Source organism: Agrobacterium sp. CCNWLW32, from assembly GCF_037083425.1.
Classification (GTDB): domain Bacteria; phylum Pseudomonadota; class Alphaproteobacteria; order Rhizobiales; family Rhizobiaceae; genus Agrobacterium; species Agrobacterium radiobacter.
The window spans coordinates 65,423-87,716 of sequence record NZ_JBAOJM010000004.1; the positions used below are offsets into that span (position 1 = coordinate 65,423).

Consider the following 22,294-nt stretch of genomic DNA (forward strand, 5'->3'; position numbering starts at 1 on the left):
CCATGTTCGAATATGGTATTCTTCCGCCACTGATGTTCCTCGGCATGATCATCTTCATGCTTTACGGATTTCCGGTTGCTTTCTCGCTCGCCACCGTCGGTCTCGTTTTCGGCATCATCGGCATCTTCACCGAGCATTTTTCACCGGCTTTTCTTCAGGCGCTGCCGCTGCGCATCTTCGGCATCGTCTCGAACGACCTTCTGCTGGCCATCCCCTTCTTCACCTTCATGGGCGCGATCCTCGAGCGATGTGGGCTTGCGGAAGATCTGCTTGAAGGGACCGGCAAACTGTTCGGCGCCATTCCCGGCGGTCTCGCCTATGCCGTCATCATCGTCGGCGCAATTCTCGGCGCGATTACCGGCACGGTTGCCGCCTCGGTCATCACCATGGGCGTCATCTCCCTGCCGATCATGCTGAAATACGGCTACAATCCGCGGCTTGCCACCGGCGTCATCGCCGCATCGGGAACAATCACGCAGGTCATCCCGCCTTCGCTGGTTCTGATCGTTCTTGCCGACCAGCTCGGCAAGTCCGTGGGCGACATGTATCTCGGCGCCATCGGCCCGTCGATCCTGCAAGTCGCCATCTTCATGCTCTTCATCCTGTTCATGTCGATCGTACGGCCGAAGGACCTGCCGGCGCTGCCGCCGGAAGCGCGCGGCGAACTCGACCGCAAGCTGGTGTTCCGCGTGCTGGCGGGCATGGTCCCTTCCATCGTGCTGATCTTCCTCGTGCTCGGCACCATCTTCCTCGGCCTCGCAACGCCCACCGAAGCCGGTGCGCTCGGCGTCGTCGGTGCAATGGCCTTGGCAGCCGCGCACCGCCGCCTCAGCTGGGATCTCGTCAAGCAGGGCATGCATTCCACCATGCATATCACCTCCATGGTGGTGTTCATTCTGGTCGGCGCCACCTGCTTTTCGCTCGTTTTCCAGGGCATGGACGGCTCGCTGTGGATCGAACATATGCTGTCGGGCATTCCGGGCGGCCCCATCGGCTTCCTGATCTTCGTCAACATCTTCATCTTCTTCCTCGCCTTCTTCCTCGATTTCTTCGAGATCGCCTTCATCGTCATCCCGATGCTGGCCCCGATCGCACAGGCGCTCGGTATCGACCTGATCTGGTTCGGCGTGCTGATCTGCATCAACATGCAGACGAGCTTCATGCATCCACCCTTCGGATTTGCGCTGTTCTACCTGCGCTCCATCGCACCGCGCACGGTCAAGACGTCGGATATCTACATGGGTGCCATTCCATGGCTCGGCATGCAGCTCATCCTCGTCGCCATCGTGATCTTCTGGCCGGAATCCGTTACCTACTGGCTGGACAAGGCACCCGAAGTCGATCTGAATTCCATCAAGATCGAGATACCCTCATTTGGCAATCAGGGCGGCAACACCATGCCTAATTTCGGTCAGCCGGGTGGATTGCCAGGCATGCCTAATCTCGGCGAACCACCGAAGATCGGACCGTAAGAGCTGTCTTGTAAGGACCTGGCGAAACGCTTATGATTGCGGAGTGGAAGACAGGGTTGCAGCCCTGCCTTCCGTTTTGCTTATCGTTTGAAATGAAGCCGGACAGTCAGTGACCAGCCTGTCCGGTTTTTTCTAACGACAAACGCAATGCTCAGTGGTTTCCACATCGCATCACCTCCACAGTTGAGAGCAGGGTCTTTGCCGAGGTCGGCGTGGCAAATCCCCGCCGACACTCCGGCTGGTCGCGGAGCCTGCTGCTTTTGCTCACAACGGATTTGATCGTAAATCATCCTTTGTTGTCGGACACGTGAAGGCATGCGCGCACAACAAAAACCCCGGAGATCGAAATCCCCAGGGCCTTTGCTCGGTCCGCCGTCACCGAATAATCAGAGCTTGCCGTTACGCTGCTGGATCATCATGAAAGTATCGAAAGTGTATTCCGCAAGCTGCATCCACAAATAACCTTCGCGCTTGAAGGCAACCTGGTCCTCGTAGATCTTCTTGAAGTCCGGATTGGACGCCGAAATATTGGCATACACTTCCAGTGCGGCCTTGTAGCAGGCCTCGAGGATTTCCTGGCTGAACGGCCGCAGTACCGCACCTTCCGACACCAACTGCTTGATGGCGATCGGGTTTTTCGCGTCGTATTTCGCCATCATACTGGTGTTGGCGAAAGCGCAGGCATCCTGCAGCGCCGTCTGGTAGTTTTTCGGCAGGCTGTTCCACTTGTCCAGATTGACGAAGGAATGGATGACCGGGCCACCTTCCCAGAAAGCGGGATAATAGTAATATTTGGCCACCTTCTGGAAGCCGAGCTTGTGGTCGTCGTAAGGACCGACCCACTCCGCCGCGTCGATGGTGCCTTTTTCCAGCGCCGGATAGATGTCGCCGCCGGCGATCTGCTGCGGTACAACGCCGAGCTTTTCCACTACCTTGCCGGCGAGACCGGCAATGCGCATCTTCACGCCCTTGAAATCGTCGACGGTATTGATTTCCTTGCGGAACCAGCCGCCCATCTGCGCGCCGGTATTGCCCGAAATCATGCCGTAGAGATTGTGTTTGGCGTAAAACTCATTGAGTAGCTTGTTGCCGTTGCCTTCATAGAACCATGAGTTCGTCAGACGGGCGTTGAGGCCGAAGGGTATCGCCGTGCCGATGGCGAAGGTCGGATCCTTGCCGACGTAATAATAGGAGCAGGTGTGGCACATTTCCACCGTGCCTGATGACACGGCATCGGCCGCCTGCAGGCCGGGCACGATCTCGCCCGCAGCAAAGGGCTGAATGGTGAAATTGCCGTCGGTGGCAGCGGCGACGTGTTTGGCGATATCCTCGGCGCCGCCATAGATCGTGTCGAGCGATTTCGGAAACGACGACGTCAGGCGCCAGTTGATCTTGGTATTCTGCTGTGCAATGGCGGGCGCAGCCAGAGCTGCAGTGGCAGCTCCCGCAAGCGCACCTTTTTTCATAAAGGAACGGCGATCCATCTATATCCTCCCAGATATGAACGCTGCCCGCAGCTTTGAATTCCCCTCGTTGCTGTTCAGGCATCACAGCAAAGTAAGCACGGTTACCGCCCGGCTGACAAGCACCCGCGCCAAGAATTAATCACGGAAAAACCGGCCTTTCCGGGAATTTTCCGAAACTCTGCTTCGCATTTTATTTGCAACTGAAATATCCCGGCACCGCCTTATACTTTAGGCGCATACAGGATCGTCAGAACGCAAAACGCGTGCTTGACTTGGCCAGCCGGCAGTCGCACAAATTTCGAAGATTCGTCCCGGAGCCACCATGCCAAAACCAATTATCGCCGTACCCGCCGACATAAGGCATTTCACCGGGGCCGACTGGCACGCCGCGCAGAACCAGTATGTTTCCGCCGCATTGAAAGTGGCTGGTGTCATGTCCTTCATCATCCCGGCCTTCGAGGACGGAAACGAGGTTGACGCCATTCTCGACCGGGTGGACGGCCTGCTCGTGTCCGGCTCCGCCACCAATGTGCACCCTTCCCTTTACGGAAAAGAAGCGCAGGAGAGCGACGGCCCGTTCGATCAGGCTCGCGACGCCACCAGCCTGCCGCTCATCCGCCGCGCCATCGAGCGCGGTATTCCGATGCTGGCCATCTGCCGCGGCATTCAGGAACTGAACGTCGCACTGGGCGGTACGCTTGCTTCGGAAATTCAGGAGCAGCCCGGCATATGGGACCACCGCAAGCCGGAACATGACGACCGCGACGTGGCCTTCGCCATCCGCCAGCCGGTACATGTGCGCGAAGGCTCCTGCATTGCGCAGCATCTTGGCATATCAGGCGAAATCCAGATCAATTCGCTGCACCGGCAGGCGATTGCCGAGACCGCACCACGCCTGCAGGTGGAAGCAACGGCGGCGGACGGCACGATCGAGGCCGTTTCCGTCATCGACGCCAAGGGCTTCGCCGTTGGTGTGCAGTGGCATCCGGAATATTGGGCCGAGACAGACGCACCCTCACGGGCATTGTTCGAGGCCTTCGGCAAGGCCGTCCACGACTATCGAAACAGCAAGGTCTGAACCGCCGCTGATCCCCTCGGCCCACAAGAACACAAAAAAGGGGCAAGCCTGAAGGCCTGCCCCAAGTCTGGGAGGAGGATTTAGCGCTTTGCGCGTTTCTTCTGCCGGTAGACGTCAGCAACGACCGCGGCCACGATGATGAGGCCTTTGACGATTTCCTGGTAATAGGCATCCACCCTGAGGAAGGTGAAGCCCGACGTCATGACACCGAGAATGATGGTGCCGATCACCGTTCCGGTGATGCGCCCGGCACCGCCGGCGAGCGACGTGCCGCCGATAACGGCCGCGGCGATGGCGTCCAGTTCATACATCACGCCCATGCCGGCCTGCGCCGTCTGCGCGCGGGCAGCGGTGACGACGCCGGCGAGACCGGCCAGCATGCCGGCAATCGCATAGACCTTGATCAGATGCGCCTCGATATTGATACCGGAAACGCGGGCCGCCTGCTGGTTGGCGCCGATGGCATAGGTGAACTTGCCGTAACGCGTATAACGCAGCGCCACATGGAAAATGACGGCGACGACGAGGAAAACCACGACCGGCCAGATACCCGTGCCGATGAAGTTGAAACCGTCGGTGAGCCCCGAGATCGGCTGGCCCTTCGTATACCATTTGGAAAGACCGCGCGCCGTCACCATCATGCCGAGTGTTGCGATGAAGGGCGGAATTTTGGTACGCGCGATGAGCTGTCCGTTGATGAAACCCGCCAGGGTACCGGCCAATATGCCGACCGCGAGCGGTATGAAGAAAGGCAGATCGGTCAGCCCCGGATAGAGAGCTCGCGGCCATGTGGAGGATTGCGCCACGCTGGCGGACAACATCGCCGTCAGGCCTACGACGGAGCCGGAGGAGAGATCGATACCGCCGGTGATGATGACCTGGGTCACGCCAACCGCGATGATGCCGATGACAGAAACCTGCAGGATCATGATCGTCAGGCGCTGCTGGTTCATGAGGAAGCTCTGGCCGATGAAAATCCAGCCGAGAATTTCATAAACCAGCGCGATGCCGATCAGCACGAAAAATATATTGGCCTCGGGCGGGATGCGCCGGTGCGGCTTGCGTCCGGATTTTGCATCCAACTCCGTGTTGGCGGCGGCGTTCGTATTCATAATCGTTCCTCCTCGAGAAATCCCGGCGCGCCTCACCGCGATGCGAGATCCATCACTTTCACCTGCGTGGCTTCACTTCTATCAAGGAAGCCCGTCACCCGACCTTCATGCATGACCATGACACGGTCGCTCATACCCAGAACCTCCGGCATTTCGGAGGAAATCATGATGACGGCGACGCCCTGGCGCGCCATCTCGCAAACCAGCTTGTGAATTTCGGCCTTCGCCCCGACATCGATGCCGCGCGTCGGCTCATCCAGAATGAGAATGCGCGGTTGGGTCAGCATCCAGCGACCGATCAGAACCTTTTGCTGGTTGCCGCCGGACAGGTTTTCGATACGTTCGTAAAGATGCGGCGTCTTGACCCGGAGCTTGCGGCACATCTCCTCGCAGGCTTCCGAAAGCGCGTTTTCCTGCACGAAACCATTGGCGACATATTTGTCCTGCAGGACGGCGATCTGCATGTTCTCAAGAATATTGAGGATCAGCAGGCACCCCGTATCCTTGCGGTCCTCCGTCAGAAACGCCATGCGGTGACTGATAGCCTTCGTCGGGCTGTCGATCGAAACCGGCTTGCCGTTGATCGTTATCGTTCCTGAGGAAGCGGGTGTCACACCGAACACGGTTTCCGCCACATTGGAGCGGCCCGAGCCGACAAGACCTGCAACGCCGAGAATTTCACCGGCGCGGACATCAAAGGAGACGTCATGGAACACGCCATCAAGGTTCAGGTTCTTGACCGACAGAACGACGTCGCCGATCGGAACCTCTTCCTTGGGGAACATCTGGGTGATTTCCCGGCCCACCATCATGCGGATGATGTCATCACGCGTCACATCGGTGGAAGCGTGAGTGCCGATATATTTGCCGTCGCGGAAAACCGAGAACTCGTCGGCGATCTCGAACAGCTCGTTCATCTTATGGGTGATGTAGACGATGCCGATGCCGCGCTCCCTGAGATCACGAATGATGCGGAAGAGATGCTCGACCTCGCGCTCCGTCAGCGCAGATGTCGGCTCGTCCATGATGAGAACGTCAGAATCGTAGGAAACCGCCTTGGCGATCTCGACCATCTGACGGCTTGCCACCGAAAGCTCACCAACACGGGTTTCCGGATCGAGATCAATACCCAGCCTCTCAAGCAGGGTCTGGGTGCGGCGATACATTTCGCCATGATCAATGAAGCCCAGCCGGTTTTTCGGCTCGCGGCGGATCCAGATGTTTTCCGCAACCGTCATGTAAGCCATCAGGTTCAGTTCCTGATGGATCATGGCGATGCCGTTCTCCAGCGCATCGAGCGGGGAATCGAGACGGATCGGCGCGCCTTTCAGGCGGATTTCGCCTTTGTCCGGCTGGTAGATGCCGGCGAGAATCTTCATCAGCGTCGATTTGCCGGCGCCATTCTCGCCCATCAGCGCATGCACGGTGCCGCGCTTGAGGTGGAACTGCACATCATCGAGCGCCACGACGCCGGGAAATTCCTTGCGTACGCCATCCGCTGCGAGAAGAAACTCCGCATTCGGCACGGCTCCGCTGGCGCGCACGGCGGCCATTGTCGATGGACTGACGACCATCTCACCCTCCACAATAGACAAAAATGACCGGAGATAGGGTTTTGCCAGAGGGCGCACCTTGCCTCCGGGGAGGCTTACAGCGCCGTGCCGATCACGACACAAGGGCGCTGTAACACTTTGAATTCACTGAAATCCAATCGCAATCCGCTCACACACCGAAGCTTGCTCCCCAGTGCTGACGGGAACCGGCATCTGCCTCCGGGATCACCTGAAACAGACGCAGATGCCGGAAGGGGCCGTTAGTTCTTGGCCACGTAGTCCTTGACGTTTTCAGGCGTGACGAGCTGGAAAGGAATGTAGACCTTCTTCTCGACCTTGTCGCCCTTGACGAGCTTCAGCGCAGCATCGAGAGCACCCTTGCCCTGCCCCGCCGCATCCTGAAAGACCGTGACGTCGAGATCGCCCGCCTGCATGGCCGCGAGCGCATCCTGCGTGGCGTCAACACCGGCGACGACATAGCCTTTCATATCCTTGCCCGCGGCCTTCAGCGCCTGGAGAGCACCAATCGCCATTTCATCGTTGTTGGCGATGACGGCGTTGAACTCGATGCCGCTGGAGAGCCAGTTGGTCACGAGGTCGGAACCCTGCGTACGCTGCCAGTTCGCGGTCTGCTCTTCAACCACGGAAATGCCCTTGCACTCGTCGGTCTTCAAAACATCTTTCGCAGACTGTGTGCGCATGCGCGCAGCCTGGTTGGAAAGCTCGCCCATCATGATGACCGCATTGCCCTTGCCACCGAGAAGGCGGCAAACCTCTTTGGCCTCAAGCGTGCCGGCAACCGTTTCGTCGGAGGCGACGAATGCCTGGCCATCAGGCAGGCTGTCGACGTTCACCGGCTGGCGGTTGACGTAAACAAGCGGAATTTTGGCATCGGCGGCAAGCTTCGACATGGCCGCCGTCGCATCCGTGTCAACCGGGTTGACGATGATCGCATCGACCTTGGACGCGATGAAATTCTGAATCTGGCTCTGCTGCTTGGCGACGTCGTTCTGCGCGTCCTCGACCTGCAGGGTGACGCCCTTCAGTTCCTTGGAATAATCCTGCATGCCGTTGCGCAGCACTGTCAGGAAGTTGTCGTCGAACAACGCCATCGAGACACCGACTGTCTCCGCATGTGCCGCTGTGCCGAGAAGCGCAGACATGGCTGCGCCGATGATAAATTTCCTCATTGTTTTTCTCCTCCATGGCGTCCGGCGCCGCCTCTCCCAGCCGGAGGCGAACCCGAAAGCCCGCCGCAACCTCCTCACATTCAGAAAACGGAATAATGAAACCGATTTTCTGCCTGTTCGATATATTTATTCCATTTTTGGTTCGAACGTCAATGCTTTCTTCGCAGCCCAGCTGTGGAGCGGCGCACAAGGCCGTGATGATTGGACATTCAAGCGGACGAGCGTTCCAGACGGGATTGCCGATGAAGGTGCTGAAGCTCCGTTTGCCTCGTCCTGCCCTTGAGGCAGGGAAGCCATAAGCCGTTGAAATTACGGCTCCCGGTTCGGAGCCAGGATGAACTCGGCTGAGATGGAAGATTTATTCCAAACCGGAATCCGCCGGCCCTCTCTTCAGAAGGCCGGCGGAGCATCGGATTTATTCACCTTGGAACGTTCATGCGATTCACCATGCCGCCTGTGGAAATCTGGCGGCAGACGGACGGCGGCAAATGGAAGTGCGTAGCGCCTTACGGGTGGGAGCCAGGCATGACATCGGCGGGAATCGGGCAGACATAGTTGCTGCCTTCGGTCTTTTCCTGCCACTCCTTCCTGGCATTGGCGAGCAGTTCCGGCGAGGTCATCAGCGCAAGGCCTGTCGACGCCATTGCCTTGGCGGCATGCGCCATGGCTTTGTGGGCGGCAGGGCTTTTGCCCTGCGCCACCACCTGCCAGGTATGCGGATTGGTCCCAATCGCCCAGGCCGGCGTCCAGCACTGCGCCGTTGGCGTGACCCAGCTAACGTCACCGACATCGGTGGAACCCGCCCGGAAATGCGACTGGCCCTCAAAATCCCGCAGGCCGAGATGCAGCGGCGTCGAACCGTCGATCTTCCGGTTGGAAAAAACATCGCCCTTTATCTGGTAGAGCCGGATGCTGCTTTTGATCGCCTCGTCGGTGAAAGTATCCTGAATGCGTTTGGCGAAATCGATATCCGCCTCGTCGAAGGCGACAGGGCCAAGCGCAACCATGTTTTCATGCATCGCCGTTTCCAGCGTGATGTTGGGCAGAAGGTTGGTGGAAGCGGTATCGAAGACGATCTCCACTTCCGTTTCGGTCATCATCGCCGCGCCGCGCGCCACCTTGTCCACCCGTGCGGCAAGATCGAGCGCCTGGCGCATTTCCGGGGCGCGGATCAGGTAAAGTACTTCGGCCTTCGCCTGCACCACATTCGCCGCCTTGCCGCCGGTATCGGTGATCGCATAATGCACCCGGCAATCCTGCGGCATATGTTCGCGCAGGAAGTTGACACCGACATTCATGAGTTCGACGGCATCGAGCGCCGAACGCCCTAGATGGGCGGCGTTGGAGGCGTGGGCTGCAACACCCTTGAAACGGTAGAAATATTCCAGCACGGCAAGATTATTGGTGGAACGTACGCCATTGAAGGGTGCCGGGTGCCAGGTCAGCGCCGCATCGACATCATCGAACAGGCCGGCGCGCACCATGAAGGTCTTGCCGGAACCGCCCTCTTCGCCCGGGCAACCGTAATAACGCACGGTGCCGGGAAGATTATTGGCTTTCAGATGCCGGGCGAGCGCAATAGCGGCCATCAATGAGCCGACGCCAAGCAGGTTATGGCCGCAGCCATGGCCGGTGGCGCCTGCCTCGCGCGGCTGCACCTGCGCCACATCGGCCAACTGACTCATGCCGGCCAGCGCATCGAATTCACCGAGGAAGGCGATAACTGGCTTGCCGCTGCCGAATTCGCCGATAAAGGCCGTTTCCATGCCTGCAACGCCGCGGTGAACATCAAAGCCATTTTCCTCGAGCGCGGCAGCCAGGACACCGGCAGATTGCCGTTCTTCGAATTTCAGCTCGGCAAAATCCCAGATATTGTCACTTAGGGTAGTGAAATCGGGCTTCATTGCCTCGACTGCAGCGGCAATCGACATCACGGCATCACGGTTCATGGCTTGTCCTCGCATTTCCGCCCTTTGCGGGCACGCGCAAGCGCTTCGGTGGAAACTCCGCCAAATCCTTACGCTCTATGATGGAAAGCCCGCGCCGGGGTCCGCCTCCGGCGCGGGCGATAGTGGATCAGTTGTCGACCGAGACTTCCCAAAGACGGGCGTTCGACTGCCAGACCGGCTGGCCCTTCAGCTTTTTCGTCGCGCCCCAGACATCGACCATGTCGTAAAGGAAGATGCCCGGCATTTCCTTCAGCATCAATTCGTGAAACTCGTCGAAAATCTTCTGGCGCTTGGTCTGATCGGCCTCGACATAGGCCGCCTTCATCAGTTCGATCGCCTTCGGATCATCCCACATCAGCGATGCGTTCTTATCCTTGTTGCCGACATAGAAGGCGTACATCAGTGCCGGGTCGAGACGCGGAGCGACCGACTGCGAGATCACCTGATAATTGCCGGAACGGCGGCGATCCACCTGCGTCGCATAATCCAGCACCTCGATCTGCACGTTGAGACCCGCCTGCTGCATCATCGCCTGCGCCATGACGGCGGCCGGGAAACTCGGCACGTTGCCGCGCTTGTTGGCGATGATCGAGATCGGCTCGCCCTTGTAACCGGCGGCGGCCAGCTCCTTCTTGGCCGCTTCGATGTCATAGGCCGGACGCTTCTTCTGGGCCTCGTCGTAATAGACCGAATCCTGCGAGACCATCGAACCGTTGGCTTCACCCGTACCGTTCGATGCAGCCGCGACCAGTTCGTCGAGATCGAGCGCCATCGCCATGGCGCGGCGCACACCGGGATTGCTCAGCACCTTGTCGCGGGTCTGGATGTAGAACAGGTTCTTGCCGTTGTTGCGGGAGACGATGAGCTGCATCTTCTCATTGGTCTTGAACTCCGGAATGAGATCGGGAGAAATCTCGGCCGTATCGAGCACGCCGGATTCAAGCCCGGCCTTCACGGTCGAGGCATCGGGAATGACCATGAACTTGATGCCATCGGCGAGCGGCCGCTTGGAGCCAACCATGCCATCCGGCTTACCGTCATTTGCCGGCGAAACATAATCGGCAAATTTGGCAAGACGGATATATTCGCCCTTCTTCCACTCATCCCACTGGAACGGCCCGGTGCCGATCGGCTTGGCGAAGCTGCCATCGGCAGCAACCGATTCCGGCGAGATCATGCCGGTATAACCGCATTCCGGCCGCGACATGAGGCCGAGGAAGACGCCTGACGGCTTTTCAAGCGTGATCTCGACCGTGGATGCATCCGTGGCCTTGACGCCGGTGACGTGTGCTGCGCCGCCTTCCGCGAAATCGTTGAGGCAGGTCCATTTGGTTTCCGGCTTCAGATAACGTGTCCAGTTCCAGACGACATCCTCTGCGGTGAGCGGCTTGCCATTGTGGAATTTCACGTCCTTGCGAAGCTTGAAAGTATAGATCAGGCCGTCAGAAGAGACATCGACGGTTTCGGCGAGAAGCGGCTTCACCTCGCCGGCATTGTTATAACCGACGAGGCCTTCGACGATGTGCAGGATAACCCCGTCCGTATTGCCGTCGCGGTTCACGCCCGGATTGTTGCTGCGCAGATCGGAGCTTTGCGCGATGGTGATATCGCGTGCTGCGGCGATATTGGCGGTCACGAGCAGGGCAACGCCTGCAAGAAGAAGTTTTTTCACTGTTCTACCCTCTTTGTTGTCATTGATTGTGAGTGATTAAAACCCGTCCCAGCAGGCCTGTGCCAGCCGGCCGATCGTTTCGAGCGCGATGGTGTATCCCGGCGTGCCGTCCGGCAGGGTGTGCGGCACTTCATCGGTATAGGCGGTGATGATGAAAGACGGCGCGCCGTTCCTGTAGACGATGCCGGCATCCATGCGGCCGCGCTTGCCGCGTCCGCTCTTACTCGCCACCGTGGCCTCGAAAGGCAGACGGGAGCGGATTCCATAACGCAAAATCTGGTTCTTCAGCGTCTGCATGGCCCACTCGCACAATTGCGGGCTGCAACCGAGTTTTGCCTGTGCCTCCGGCGAGGATTGCGCATCGAGAATAGTCTGAAGCAGCAGCACCTGATCCGCCGCCGAGGTGGTGGTGACGGTCTTCAGCGGATGATCGGCCGCCAGCGCCAGCGGCGGAATGAGGAAACGATGATGGGTATTGGCCATGCCGAGTGATTTGCAATAACCATCCACCTCTTCCAGCGTCAGCCTCTCCAGCACCATCTTGGTGCAGACATTGTCGCTCAGCACCATCATGCCGGCGAGCGCATCGCGCAGGGAAATGACAATGCCCGGCGTCAGATAGCGGAACATGCCGCTCGCCACTTCTTCCGCCAGCCTCTTTTCATAGGTGACGGGCTGGTCGAGATCGATCCGCCCTTCGCTGGCGGCCTTGAGCACGGCCATCATGATCGACGTCTTGCGGGTGCTGCCCGATGGCGTTTCCTCGTTTTCTCCCCGCCCGATCTCTTCGCCGGTCAGGAGATTGCGCACCATGAAGCGCGTCACGAAAGGCTGTGCATCGCAGATAGCATTCAGTTGGGCAGCCACAGTCATTGTCATGTTCCTGTTAAACTTCATCTTCCAGACGCCATTTGAGTGTCACACCGCCCTTTTCATTCTGGTCGAGGGCGGGAATGGCCGAGAGCAGCCGGCGCGTATAGGCTTCTCTCGGACTGTCGAAAATCGTGTCGCGGTCGCCCTCTTCGATGATGCGGCCGTCCTGCATGACGACGACACGGTCGGCCACCTGCTCGACCACACCGAGATCGTGGCTGATGAACAGGCAGGAAAAACCGTAACGTTTCTGCAGATCGGAAAAGAGATCGAGCACCTGCGCCCTCACCGTCACGTCGAGCGCGGAGACAGGTTCGTCAGCGATCAGGAAACGCGGACGGCGGGCAATGGCGCGTGCAATCGCCACACGCTGGCGCTGGCCGCCGGAAAGCTCGTGCGGGTAACGGGTGGCATAATCAGCGCCAAGTCCCACCTCTTCCAGCGTTTCCAGCGCGCGTTTGCGCTTGGCGGCCTGGTCGAGACCGGGCACGAGGCGCAGAGCCTCCTCCACGAGCGCCTGAATGGTCATGCGCGGATCGAGAGAGGAATAGGGATCTTGAAACACCATCTGGCAATTCAGACGGTAGTCTTTCCAGTCCTCGTTGCGCTCCCGGCCCTGAAAGCGGATTTGCCCTTCGCTTTCCTTGACGAGACCGGCGATGGTGCGGCCAAGCGTGGTCTTGCCAGAACCGGAGCCACCGACCAGCGCCACGACCTCGCCTTCGTGAATATCGATGCTGACGCCATGCAGCGCCCGCTTCGATTTGGCTTTCTTGAGCAGCGACTTGCGACCGGCATAATCGACGACGATATCGCGAGCCGAAACCATCGGCGCCTTGGAGGTGTCGATGTTGCGCGGCTCGCCACGAAATGGCAGGGAGGAAAGCAGCTTTTTCGTATAGGGGTGCTGCGGCGCATCCAGCAGGTCCTCGGTGCGGCCCTGCTCGACGATCGCGCCTTTTTCCATCACCACGATGCGGCTGGTATAACGCGCCACCATGGGCAGGTCGTGGCTGATGAGGAGAACGGCAGTGCCTTCCGCCCGCGTCAGCTCGACCATCAGTTCCATGACATCGCGCTGGATGACCGCATCAAGCGCCGTCGTCGGTTCATCGGCGATCAGCAAAGCGGGTTTCAACAGCATGACCGAGGCCAGCATGATGCGCTGGCGCATGCCGCCGGAAAACTCGTGCGGATAGGCCGCCAGCGCACCTTCGGGGTCGCGGATGCCCACCCGTCGCAGCATGTCGAGAATTTTCTCGCGACGCTCTTCGGGCGACAACTTCGTGTGAAGGATCAGCCCCTCCTCCAGCTGCCGGCCAATCGTCATCGATGGGTTGAGGGAGGTCATCGGCTCCTGAAAAACCACGCCGATCTCCGCGCCGCGGAGACGCCGAAGCTCCTTCACCGGCAAGGACATGACATCCTGCCCCTTGTAGATGATCGACCCGCCGGTGACGGCGATGGCCGGCGGCAAAAGCGAGATAAGCGCGCGGGTTGCGAGCGTCTTTCCCGAGCCGCTTTCGCCGACGATGCCGAAGATTTCGCCCGCGGCAATATCGAATGAGACATCCTTGACGACTGGGTGGCCGGTTCTGGCGACCTCCAGCGAAAGGCCGCGAACGGTGAGAAGCGTACTATCAGTCATTTGAGACCTCTCATGCGCGGGTCAAGCCTGTCGCGAAGGGCGTCGCCCAGAAGATTGATGCCAAGCAGCGTCAGCGCGATGCAGAGACCGGGGAAAAGCCCGAGCCACACGGCCTGCTGGATGAAGGGCCGGCCGGCGGCCAGCATGTTGCCCCAGGTCGGAGCCGGCGGCGGCACACCAAGACCGAGGAAGGACAGCGCGCTTTCCGACAGGATGGCCCAGCCGAACATGGAGGTGGCAAGAACCGTGATCGGCGCAATGCAATTGGGCAGGATGTGGCAGAACATGGTGTAAATCTCGCCATTGCCCATTACCAGCGACGCCTCGATGAATTCCCGCTCACGCAGAGAAAGCACGGCACCGCGCACCACGCGGGCCATGGATGGCGTGTAGGCGATGCCGAGTGCGAAGATGATGCCATACTGATTAGCGCCGAAAACCGCGAGCAGCCCGAGTGCGAGTAGAATACCCGGAAAGGCCAGGAGCGCATTGTTGATGGCCATGATAACGCCATCCACCCAGCCGCGTGCATAACCGCTGACAAGGCCGATCAGGGTGCCGCAGATCGTTGCGAAGCTGACCGTCAGAAAGCCGATCCAGACACTGGCGCGCGCGCCGACCATCAGACGGCTGAGAACATCGCGCCCGAATTCGTCGGTGCCGAGAAGATGGCTCGGACCGGGTGCAGCCAGACGCGAAGCGAAGCCGAGCTTCATCGGGTCATAGGGCGTCCAGAACAGGCCGGTCACGGCAGTGATGAGCAGGAGGGCGATGAGAAAGCCGCCGATAAGCCCGTTAAGTGTGAACTTTTTCATTCGGCAACCACACGCGGATCGAAGAGGGGATAAAGAAGGTCGACGAACAGGTTGACCAGCACATAGGACAGCGAGACGAACAACAGGCAGCCCTGTATGACCGGATAGTCGCGGGCAAAAATACTGTCGACCATCAGCCGTCCGAGGCCGGGAATGGTGAACACCGTCTCGATGACGGCGATGCCGCCAAGAAGATTGCCGAGAATGAGGCCGATCATCGTCCAGGTCGGGCCGAAGGCGTTCTTGAACGCGTGCCGCCAGAGAACCGCACTTTCCGAAAGCCCCTTGGCGCGGGCATGGGTGATGTAATCCAGCCGCAGCACTTCCAGCGTCGAGGCGCGCGCCATGCGGATCAGAACACCCATTTCATGGATCACCAGCGTCATGACAGGCAGGACCAGATAAACCATGCCGCCGACCAGATTGTCGCCGATCGACACATATCCCAGCACCGGCAGCCAGCCGAGCTTGAGGCCGAAAAACAGAAGAAGCAGAAGACCCAGCCAGAATGTCGGAATGGACAGCAGCAGGGTTGCCGTTCCCACCAGCGCAAGATCGGTCAGGCTGTTCTGTTTCCAGGCGGCGATCACGCCTGCCGGAACCGCAATCAGGCTGGCGAGCAGCACGGCGACCACGACGATCTCGGCGCTGACGAGAAAGCGCGAGACGACCAATGGCAGCACCGCCTCGTCATTGACGATGGAGCGGCCAAAATCGCCCTGCACCACATTGCCGGCCCAGATGAGGAACTGTTGCGGCATGGACTTGTCGAAGCCGAGTTCGGTCCTCATCGCTTCGATCTGTTCCGGTTGCGCCATGTCACCCAGCATCAGGGCAGCCGGATCACCCGGAATAAAGCGGATGAGCGCGAAGACCGTGATCGACACGAATGCGATCGTCGGCAGCGCCATCAAAAGACGGCTCAGTATGAATCTTATCATCGGTTCCCCACGATTGATGGCGGGGAATGGTATCCCGCCTCTATCGGTTTCGTTGCTGGCGACTATGACGGATTGATAAATAAGGCGCAATATTATGCATAAATGTCATATATCTATGCAGAATGACGGCGCGTTTGATCCTGATGAGGACAATGAGATTTTCCGCCCAAAATCCCGTTTTCAGTCGATTTTTTGCGAAAGCTGGATTTCCCGCTTCAAGGCATCACTCAGCGCCTGCGCAGCGATGGACAAAGGTGCGCCGGAAGCGCGGGCAAGACCGAACTCCTGCGCCGCCTGGGGAACGAATGGTCGGGCAACAACGGGAAGATGCCGGTAGAGGTTAGCATAAAAACTGCTGATGATCGTTACTCCCAACCCATGCGCCACATAGGCGCAGGCGGAACTGTTGGTGTGGGTCTCGATCTTCACCATCGGCTTGACGCCGGCCTTTTTGAAAACCTGATCGAGCGCCATGCGGTTCGGCCGCTGGCGGCCGATCAGAATGAGTGGAACATTGCGCAGGTCCTTGACTGTGATTTCGTCAAGCTTGGCCAGCGGATGATCCTCACGGACCACGCAGACGCTTTTGCCGGTCGCGACACGCTCGACATCGATGCCCGGGCCAATCTCGCCCTCCATCCGCAGGAAACCAAGATCGATCACCCGCTCGCCAACGAGCTTGTTGATGGCGGTCGTCGTTTCGAAAAAGGTCTCGATACGGACGCCGGGAAAATCCCTGACATAATCGATCAGCATGGCGGGCGCGAAATTTTCCCACATGCTGCTTGGCAGGCCGATGCGGACGATTTCCGGGCCAGCCGCACCATTGCGCAGATCCTCGGCGTGGCCGGACATGCGATCGACCGCAAGCAGCACATTCTCCGCATCCCGCGCAAGAAGCACCGCCTCCGGTGTCGGGATCAGCCGCCCCTTGTCGCGGGCAAACAGCGTCAGCGACAGGTCCGCCTCGAGCTGAGCCAGAAGCCGGCTGATACCGGACTGGCTTAGCCCCATGGCCTTGGCGGTGGCGATGGTCGAGCCGGTGGAAAGAAGCGTGCGAAGGACTTCGAGCTGCTTGATATTCATGAGGCCAGCACCATGGGATGAAATGACGAGCCGGTTTCGGTTCAGACCTTTTGCCGCCGATAGGCCTTCATGTCACCGGTTTTTTTCGCTTTGTCATGCGGTCCGCTCGGTCGCCGGTTACAATTCCACGTCGTAGACCCTGTCGTGGGTGGCAACACGGGCCTCTCCTGATGGGGTCACCCACCCCCGGAACATGCCGGGCGTATTATAGGGTGCGGCAATGCCGCCTTCGGCATCGATGGCGACAAGACCCGCACCGATATCGTAGGGCGCCAGATCCTTGTGGACGAGGTTGCCGGCGGCGGTTTCCAGATCCTGCCCGAGATAGGCGACACGGGACGCGATCTCATGGCCGACGACGTAACGGATGAAAAATTCACCCTTGCCGGTGCCGGAAACGGCGCAGGCGCCGTCGCGTGCATAGGTGCCCGCCCCGATCACCGGGCTGTCACCCACCCGGCCGTCAGGCTTGTTGGTGTAGCCGCCGGTGGATGTCGCGGCTGCGAGATGCCCCGCCGCATCGAGCGCCACCGCGCCGACGGTTCCGTGTTTTTCGTTTTCCGTCGCTTCCGTACCGGCGGCGGCATGGACCTTCATGGCCGCCAGCGCCTCAAGGCGCTTTTGCGTGGTGAAATAGGATTGAGGTTCGGTAACAAGCCCCTTTTCCCTGGCAAAGCGATCGGCCGCCTCCCCCGTCAGATAGACGGCACGCTCATCCGCCATCAGCGCGCGGGCCGCCTTGACCGGATTGCGGATGGCGCGGGATGCGCTGATCGCACCCGCTGCCAGCGTTTCACCATCCATGATCGAGGCGTCGAGTTCGTGGATGCCATTCTCGTTGAGCGCCGCCCCATGACCTGCGTTGAAATGCGGGCTGTCCTCCATGACGACGACCGCCGCCTCAACCGCTTCCAGCGCAGTGCCGCCAGCCTTCAGCACGCCATAACCCGCGCGCAGTGCCGCCGCCAGATCGTGGCGAGCCGCCTCCCATTCCTCCGGCGTCATGCTGTCTTCCGGCATCACCCCGCAACCACCGTGAATGGCCAATGCGATCTTCGTCATGTCCTCACTCCACTGTCGCCCCGCCGCCGGCAGGGCCTCTTACCATCAATGAAAGGCGATATCGCCGATAACACGCACCCGTACCCGCCGCGCGCCGCCGGGCAGATAGGCGATGGGAATATCCTCCACCTCAAGCGTCTTGAGGCTCGCGCGCTCCGCTCCCGAAGCAACCGCCGCGTTCTGCGCTTCGGTCTCGGCTTTCGCAAGCGCCTCGTCGCGGCTCAACCCGGAAAAGACCTGATCCACCTCGCCGGAAACCTGCGCCATTGCCGCACCGAGCGCATTGGCAACCCCTGCATTTTCCACACGCAGCACCTCGGAAGCGCCCGGAACCCGTTCAGGTATCAGGAACGCCCCACCGCCGACCGCGACCAGCGGCACGTCTTCCGCAGAAGTCTTCATCTGGTCGAAACTGTCGGCCACCATGTCGCGAATGCGTTGAAGTGTCGCCTGCACGAATGCCGGATCGAGGTCTTTTACACGGTCCCTGTCGCCCATCTCGATCAGGCCTGCGGCAACGGCGATATCCGATGTCGTCAGTGTCTCGCCGCCGAAAACGCGGGCTTCGGTCAGGATGCGATACCCCACCGAGCGCGGGCCGATCTTGCCTGTCTGCGGGTCGACAATCGTCCCGCCGCCAAGTGCGATCGGTAGAAGATCGGGCATGCGGAACAGGGTGCGGACCCCACCAATATGGACAATGTTGTTCGCCTCACGCGGAAAACCGCCGACAAGGCAACCGATATCGGAGGTAGTGCCGCCAACATCCACCACCATGGCATCGGAAAGCCCGGTGAGGAAGGCGGCACCACGCATCGAATTGGTCGGGCCGGAAGCGAAGCTGTGCACGGGGTTTGCGGCGGCCACATCCGCCAGCGCCACGGTGCCATCGTTCTGGGTCAGATAGAACGGCGCTTTCACGCCAGCCTCCCGTAGCGCATCGGAAAATGCCTGTACCGTGGTCTTGCCCAATGTCTGAAGGGCGGCATTCAGAAGTGCGACGTTCTCGCGCTCCAGGAGCCCGATACGTCCGAGCGTGTGGGAGAGCGTGATGCGCGCATCGGGGATCACCGAACGGACGATCTCCGCCGCCCTCACCTCGCACTCCGTGGTCAGCGGCGAGAAGGTTGCGGAAATGGCGATGGAGGTGATGCCCGCATCGCGGATTTTCATCGCCGCTTCACGGATTTCATCCGGGATCATCGGCACCAGCGGGCTGCCGTCATATTCATGACCGCCGTGGACCATGAAGATCAGCGGATCGACGGCCTCGTGGAGGTCTTTCGGCCAGTCGCACATGGGCGGCAACGAAGAACCTGTTGGTAGCGCGATGCGGATGGCGGCAACCCGCTCCAACCGGGCGCGCTCCACAACCGCATTGGTGAAATGGGTCGTGCCGATCATCACCGCGTCGATCGGGCGATCCGCCGCGCCGACATGACCCGCCACATGGGCAAGCGCCGCCTTCACGCCGGAAAGGACATCCTGCGTGGTCGGAACCTTGATGGAGGCGACAATCGTGTCGCCATCTATGAGAACGGCATCCGTATTGGTGCCGCCAACGTCAATACCGATGCGTTTCATGGGAATACCGATTTAAAGTCAATGTCATAACCGAAGGCACGCGGGCCGACGGCGGCGATGCCGGCAGGCGTCGTCAAGAGTTCCGGCGCCGGCAGGGCGACAACCGTTACACGCTGGCCATAACGCACCGATTCCGTGCCGATGGCACTGCCCGAAACGGTGTCGAGAAGGCAAAGCAGGTCCGGCGTCATGGCAACCGGCTGGCCATCGCGGAAGGCGACCGCCCATTCATTCTGGAAGGCGAGTTCCAGACGCGAGCCCCTGTCGGCGTCGATACCTTCAATGGTGGTGCTGCCGCGCAGGAAGCCGCCGGTGGTCTCGCGGGCCACATCCACCACCTTGCCGCGGAACAGCTGCTTGCCACCCTCATGGTTGAGAACCGCCTGAACCGGGTCATCATGGCGTGCACGCGCCTCCATCACCGCGCGCCCGAGTTCGGTCGCCTTTGTGACGGTGTAATGAATGCCCCATTCCTTCACTTCCTTGCCGGTGCGCGGCGCCTTGCAGGTGGCGGCGGTAGAGCCGACTTCGGTGCAGACCTTGCGCGAGATGCGCTCCATCCATTTCCACGATGCAGCGCGCGTCACGATCACCTCATTGTCTCGCACATCGACCAGCGACAGCGGAAACATCGGCAGATTGCCAATGGCGAATGAGGTCATCTGCGCTTCGGGATAAGCACGTCCCATGGCATCGGCATTGACGACGGGCCGGTCGAGCATGGCGGCGGCGAGAAAAGAAGACAGCGCATTCGAGCCGCCGATTTCCACGCTCATGATCGCCCGGAAAGGCTTGCCGAGATAATCCTCCATGACCTCGACCGCGCGGGCAAGATGAACGGGGTCTCCCAGCCGTTCCTGACCAACAAGCGGTGCACCCATCTTGGAGACGACCGCAACCATGTCTTCATCAGCAAGCGCCATGGGGTCCATGACCTTCACCCGTCTGCCTTCGGCATAAAGACGGCGCAGATTGAGCGTCGAGATATAGGGATTGCCTCCACCGCCCGTTCCCAGAATCCAGGCGCCGGTGGCAAGAGGTTCGATATCGTCTTCGGAAAATTCCTGGATCATGCGTCATCCTCGGGCATGCCGCAGCCTTTCCGGCGCAAGCGATGCTCCTTCCCTTTATCGTTCCAAGTCTCATCGGCCCCGCCCTGCGGCGGGACCGCTTTTCATGGGACGGAGATCACTCCGCCTTGCAGTCCCAATGGAAGTTGGAGAAGTTCAGGTCCCAGCTCTGCATGGGAATGAACTCGTAACCCTGAAGGCACTTGTTCGCCGCATAACGGCGGTTCGGCGCAACCGCCCAGACATCCGGTTGAAGATCGGCGATCTTGGTCTGCAGTTCCTTGTAGGTTGCGTTCTGTTCGCTGGTATCGGTCGTGGCACGGACCTTGTCGATCAACCCGTCGATTTCCGCGTTCTGCAGCCATTCCATCGACATCCATGTGCCTGATGCCTTGGAGTGATACTGGTTGTAGAACATCGCATCCGGAGACGGATAGGTCGGCGAGATATTCACCTGCGTCGACGCAGGCGTCGTTTCAGGCTTGGAGGAAAGCTCGACGATACGGTTCCACGGCTCTGGCTTGATATCGAGCGTAATACCGATTTGCTCGAGGCTGGATTGCAAAAGCAGTGCCACTTCCGCCTCGAAGGCCAGCGAAGCGACATAGCTGTTGACCAGCGTGATCTTCTGGCCGGCATATTTCGACTTCGCCAGTTCTTCCTTCGCCTTTTCCAGATCGTAGACGCCGGGCGGAATATCGCCGTTATGCGCGTCCTTGAAAGCGTCGGATAGCGGCCCCTGCATGTCGAAACCGGGATAGATCACTTCCTGGATCGTCTTGTAATCCGTCGCATAGGCAATGGCGCGACGAACGTGAACGTCGTCTGTCGGGTAAACCTTGGTGTTGAGCTTGATGACGAAACCGCCGGCGGTGCGGGTCTGGATGAGCTTGTAATCCTTCATCCGGCCGATGGATTCATAGGTGTCGTTGCCAAGGCCGTGCGAGGAAAGGCCAAGTTCGCCCTTTTCAGCCAGCGCCTTGACGGTAGCGTCGTCGCTCGTCTGGACGAAGCGTACTTCGTCGATCGGCTTGCCCTTGGTCCAGCCAAGGAAATAGTCCGCATTGCGGGCAATGACCATATCGGCAGAACGGTTGTAGCTGACGAGCTTGTATGGGCCGGAACCGGCGGAATGTTCGCCCACATAGGCCTCGCCCCACTTGTCTTCGGGCTTGGCATTGGCTTCGATCAACGTCTTGTTCAACGCCATCATCAGCGGCGTGGAGGCCATGAAGGGCGAAAACTGACGCTCGATCTTCATGACGAGCGTCGCATCGTCAGGCGCGGTGACGTTTTCGGGCTTCAGGACGCCGACGATGAGGTTCGACGGGCCCTTGTTGATGCCGAGCAGGCGCTGGATCGACCAGACGAGATCGGCAGCCTTTACCGCCGTGCCGTCCTGAAACTTCGCATCGTCGCGCAGGTGGAAGGTGTAGGTCAGGCCGTCTTCCGAAATATCCCAGGACTTCGCCAGATGCGGCACGATTTCGCCCTTGGCGTTCACCGTCGTCAGGCCGTCATACATGTTCACGATGGCCATGTAGCCGGTATAATCAGTCACTTTCGCCGGGTCGAGCGAGCTGAATATCTGCATGGTATTGACCGCGACCGACACCTTGTCTTCCGCAAAGGCAGCAGAAGGACCAAGCGGCAACGCGATTGCCGTGCCGAGCGCAAGCACGGCACGGCGGGAAGAAAGTCCTGGCATTTTCATTTTTCGTTC

The 22,294-nt window shown here is 59.7% G+C and carries 18 protein-coding genes; 3 read left to right on the top strand and 15 right to left on the bottom strand.

Annotation, left to right across the window (positions count from 1 at the left end; translation table 11 throughout):
* Nucleotides 1–2 precede the first annotated feature (2 nt).
* Entirely contained in the window at nucleotides 3–1,472 is a 1,470-nt protein-coding gene (locus V6R85_RS10765) for a TRAP transporter large permease (protein WP_060724802.1), read from the top strand.
* Between the two features lie 386 nt (nucleotides 1,473–1,858).
* Here the strand turns inward: V6R85_RS10765 and V6R85_RS10770 are convergent, their stop codons facing one another.
* Nucleotides 1,859–2,956, bottom strand: a complete 1,098-nt coding sequence (locus tag V6R85_RS10770; protein ID WP_003510333.1) for a TRAP transporter substrate-binding protein — start codon at nucleotides 2,954–2,956, stop codon at nucleotides 1,859–1,861.
* Between the two features lie 304 nt (nucleotides 2,957–3,260).
* On the opposite strand from V6R85_RS10770, the gene V6R85_RS10775 reads away from it, so the two are divergent.
* A complete protein-coding gene (locus tag V6R85_RS10775; RefSeq protein WP_060724803.1) occupies nucleotides 3,261–4,016 on the top strand; it encodes a gamma-glutamyl-gamma-aminobutyrate hydrolase family protein in 756 nt (251 codons plus the stop codon).
* 80 nt (nucleotides 4,017–4,096) lie between these two features.
* On the opposite strand, the gene V6R85_RS10780 is transcribed toward V6R85_RS10775, so the two are convergent.
* The 3 genes from V6R85_RS10780 to V6R85_RS10790 all read right to left on the bottom strand — a co-directional run bounded on the left by V6R85_RS10780 (nucleotide 4,097) and on the right by V6R85_RS10790 (nucleotide 7,871).
* A complete protein-coding gene (locus V6R85_RS10780; protein ID WP_003510336.1) occupies nucleotides 4,097–5,128 on the bottom strand; it encodes an ABC transporter permease in 1,032 nt (343 codons plus the stop codon).
* Nucleotides 5,129–5,160: 32 nt separating this feature from the next.
* Nucleotides 5,161–6,702 (bottom strand): sugar ABC transporter ATP-binding protein, encoded by a 1,542-nt coding sequence (locus V6R85_RS10785; RefSeq protein WP_111817678.1) that lies wholly within the window; start codon nucleotides 6,700–6,702, stop codon nucleotides 5,161–5,163.
* 239 nt (nucleotides 6,703–6,941) lie between these two features.
* A complete protein-coding gene (locus V6R85_RS10790; protein ID WP_060726909.1) occupies nucleotides 6,942–7,871 on the bottom strand; it encodes a sugar ABC transporter substrate-binding protein in 930 nt (309 codons plus the stop codon).
* On the opposite strand from V6R85_RS10790, the gene V6R85_RS10795 reads away from it, so the two are divergent.
* Complete coding sequence (locus V6R85_RS10795; RefSeq protein ID WP_087745769.1) at nucleotides 7,843–8,154, top strand: hypothetical protein; 312 nt, start codon at nucleotides 7,843–7,845, stop codon at nucleotides 8,152–8,154. The two genes, V6R85_RS10790 and V6R85_RS10795, sit on opposite strands and share 29 nt — an antisense overlap.
* Nucleotides 8,155–8,377: 223 nt before the next feature.
* Here V6R85_RS10795 and V6R85_RS10800 read toward each other — a convergent pair whose 3' ends face one another.
* From V6R85_RS10800 to V6R85_RS10850, 11 genes are all read right to left on the bottom strand, one after another.
* Nucleotides 8,378–9,820, bottom strand: a complete 1,443-nt coding sequence (locus tag V6R85_RS10800) for a M20 family metallopeptidase (RefSeq protein WP_112958596.1) — start codon at nucleotides 9,818–9,820, stop codon at nucleotides 8,378–8,380.
* Nucleotides 9,821–9,947: 127 nt separating this feature from the next.
* Nucleotides 9,948–11,492 (bottom strand): ABC transporter substrate-binding protein, encoded by a 1,545-nt coding sequence (locus tag V6R85_RS10805; RefSeq protein ID WP_112958595.1) that lies wholly within the window; start codon nucleotides 11,490–11,492, stop codon nucleotides 9,948–9,950.
* Nucleotides 11,493–11,528: 36 nt separating this feature from the next.
* A complete protein-coding gene (locus V6R85_RS10810; protein WP_162724167.1) occupies nucleotides 11,529–12,365 on the bottom strand; it encodes a serine hydrolase in 837 nt (278 codons plus the stop codon).
* 13 nt (nucleotides 12,366–12,378) lie between these two features.
* On the bottom strand, nucleotides 12,379–14,013 hold the full coding sequence (locus tag V6R85_RS10815) for a dipeptide ABC transporter ATP-binding protein (protein WP_112958593.1): 1,635 nt from the start codon (nucleotides 14,011–14,013) through the stop codon (nucleotides 12,379–12,381).
* Nucleotides 14,010–14,828, bottom strand: a complete 819-nt coding sequence (locus tag V6R85_RS10820; protein WP_112958592.1) for an ABC transporter permease — start codon at nucleotides 14,826–14,828, stop codon at nucleotides 14,010–14,012. The genes V6R85_RS10815 and V6R85_RS10820 overlap by 4 nt, the downstream gene beginning before the upstream one ends.
* Nucleotides 14,825–15,769 (bottom strand): ABC transporter permease, encoded by a 945-nt coding sequence (locus V6R85_RS10825; protein WP_112958591.1) that lies wholly within the window; start codon nucleotides 15,767–15,769, stop codon nucleotides 14,825–14,827. Before V6R85_RS10825 ends, V6R85_RS10820 begins: the two co-directional genes overlap by 4 nt.
* 180 nt (nucleotides 15,770–15,949) lie before the next feature.
* Complete coding sequence (locus V6R85_RS10830) at nucleotides 15,950–16,855, bottom strand: LysR family transcriptional regulator (RefSeq protein WP_112958590.1); 906 nt, start codon at nucleotides 16,853–16,855, stop codon at nucleotides 15,950–15,952.
* A gap of 117 nt (nucleotides 16,856–16,972) precedes the next feature.
* On the bottom strand, nucleotides 16,973–17,917 hold the full coding sequence (locus tag V6R85_RS10835; protein ID WP_112958589.1) for an isoaspartyl peptidase/L-asparaginase family protein: 945 nt from the start codon (nucleotides 17,915–17,917) through the stop codon (nucleotides 16,973–16,975).
* A gap of 45 nt (nucleotides 17,918–17,962) precedes the next feature.
* Nucleotides 17,963–19,501 (bottom strand): hydantoinase/oxoprolinase N-terminal domain-containing protein, encoded by a 1,539-nt coding sequence (locus tag V6R85_RS10840; protein ID WP_112958588.1) that lies wholly within the window; start codon nucleotides 19,499–19,501, stop codon nucleotides 17,963–17,965.
* A complete protein-coding gene (locus V6R85_RS10845) occupies nucleotides 19,498–20,574 on the bottom strand; it encodes an S-methyl thiohydantoin desulfurase domain-containing protein (protein ID WP_112958587.1) in 1,077 nt (358 codons plus the stop codon). The genes V6R85_RS10840 and V6R85_RS10845 overlap by 4 nt, the downstream gene beginning before the upstream one ends.
* A 115-nt stretch (nucleotides 20,575–20,689) precedes the next feature.
* A complete protein-coding gene (locus tag V6R85_RS10850) occupies nucleotides 20,690–22,285 on the bottom strand; it encodes an ABC transporter substrate-binding protein (protein ID WP_112958586.1) in 1,596 nt (531 codons plus the stop codon).
* Between the last annotated feature and the right edge of the window lie 9 nt (nucleotides 22,286–22,294).

Coding starts and splice junctions, on each gene's coding strand:
- V6R85_RS10810 (WP_162724167.1), bottom strand. CDS start 12,365: ATGACTGTGGCTGCCCAACTGAATGCTATCTGCGATGCACAGCCTTTC.
- V6R85_RS10785 (WP_111817678.1), bottom strand. CDS start 6,702: ATGGTCGTCAGTCCATCGACAATGGCCGCCGTGCGCGCCAGCGGAGCC.
- V6R85_RS10825 (WP_112958591.1), bottom strand. CDS start 15,769: ATGATAAGATTCATACTGAGCCGTCTTTTGATGGCGCTGCCGACGATC.
- V6R85_RS10840 (WP_112958588.1), bottom strand. CDS start 19,501: ATGAAACGCATCGGTATTGACGTTGGCGGCACCAATACGGATGCCGTT.
- V6R85_RS10765 (WP_060724802.1), top strand. CDS start 3: ATGTTCGAATATGGTATTCTTCCGCCACTGATGTTCCTCGGCATGATC.
- V6R85_RS10835 (WP_112958589.1), bottom strand. CDS start 17,917: ATGACGAAGATCGCATTGGCCATTCACGGTGGTTGCGGGGTGATGCCG.
- V6R85_RS10800 (WP_112958596.1), bottom strand. CDS start 9,820: ATGAACCGTGATGCCGTGATGTCGATTGCCGCTGCAGTCGAGGCAATG.
- V6R85_RS10845 (WP_112958587.1), bottom strand. CDS start 20,574: ATGATCCAGGAATTTTCCGAAGACGATATCGAACCTCTTGCCACCGGC.
- V6R85_RS10780 (WP_003510336.1), bottom strand. CDS start 5,128: ATGAATACGAACGCCGCCGCCAACACGGAGTTGGATGCAAAATCCGGA.
- V6R85_RS10770 (WP_003510333.1), bottom strand. CDS start 2,956: ATGGATCGCCGTTCCTTTATGAAAAAAGGTGCGCTTGCGGGAGCTGCC.
- V6R85_RS10815 (WP_112958593.1), bottom strand. CDS start 14,013: ATGACTGATAGTACGCTTCTCACCGTTCGCGGCCTTTCGCTGGAGGTC.
- V6R85_RS10775 (WP_060724803.1), top strand. CDS start 3,261: ATGCCAAAACCAATTATCGCCGTACCCGCCGACATAAGGCATTTCACC.
- V6R85_RS10795 (WP_087745769.1), top strand. CDS start 7,843: ATGGCTGCGCCGATGATAAATTTCCTCATTGTTTTTCTCCTCCATGGC.
- V6R85_RS10830 (WP_112958590.1), bottom strand. CDS start 16,855: ATGAATATCAAGCAGCTCGAAGTCCTTCGCACGCTTCTTTCCACCGGC.
- V6R85_RS10850 (WP_112958586.1), bottom strand. CDS start 22,285: ATGAAAATGCCAGGACTTTCTTCCCGCCGTGCCGTGCTTGCGCTCGGC.
- V6R85_RS10790 (WP_060726909.1), bottom strand. CDS start 7,871: ATGAGGAAATTTATCATCGGCGCAGCCATGTCTGCGCTTCTCGGCACA.
- V6R85_RS10820 (WP_112958592.1), bottom strand. CDS start 14,828: ATGAAAAAGTTCACACTTAACGGGCTTATCGGCGGCTTTCTCATCGCC.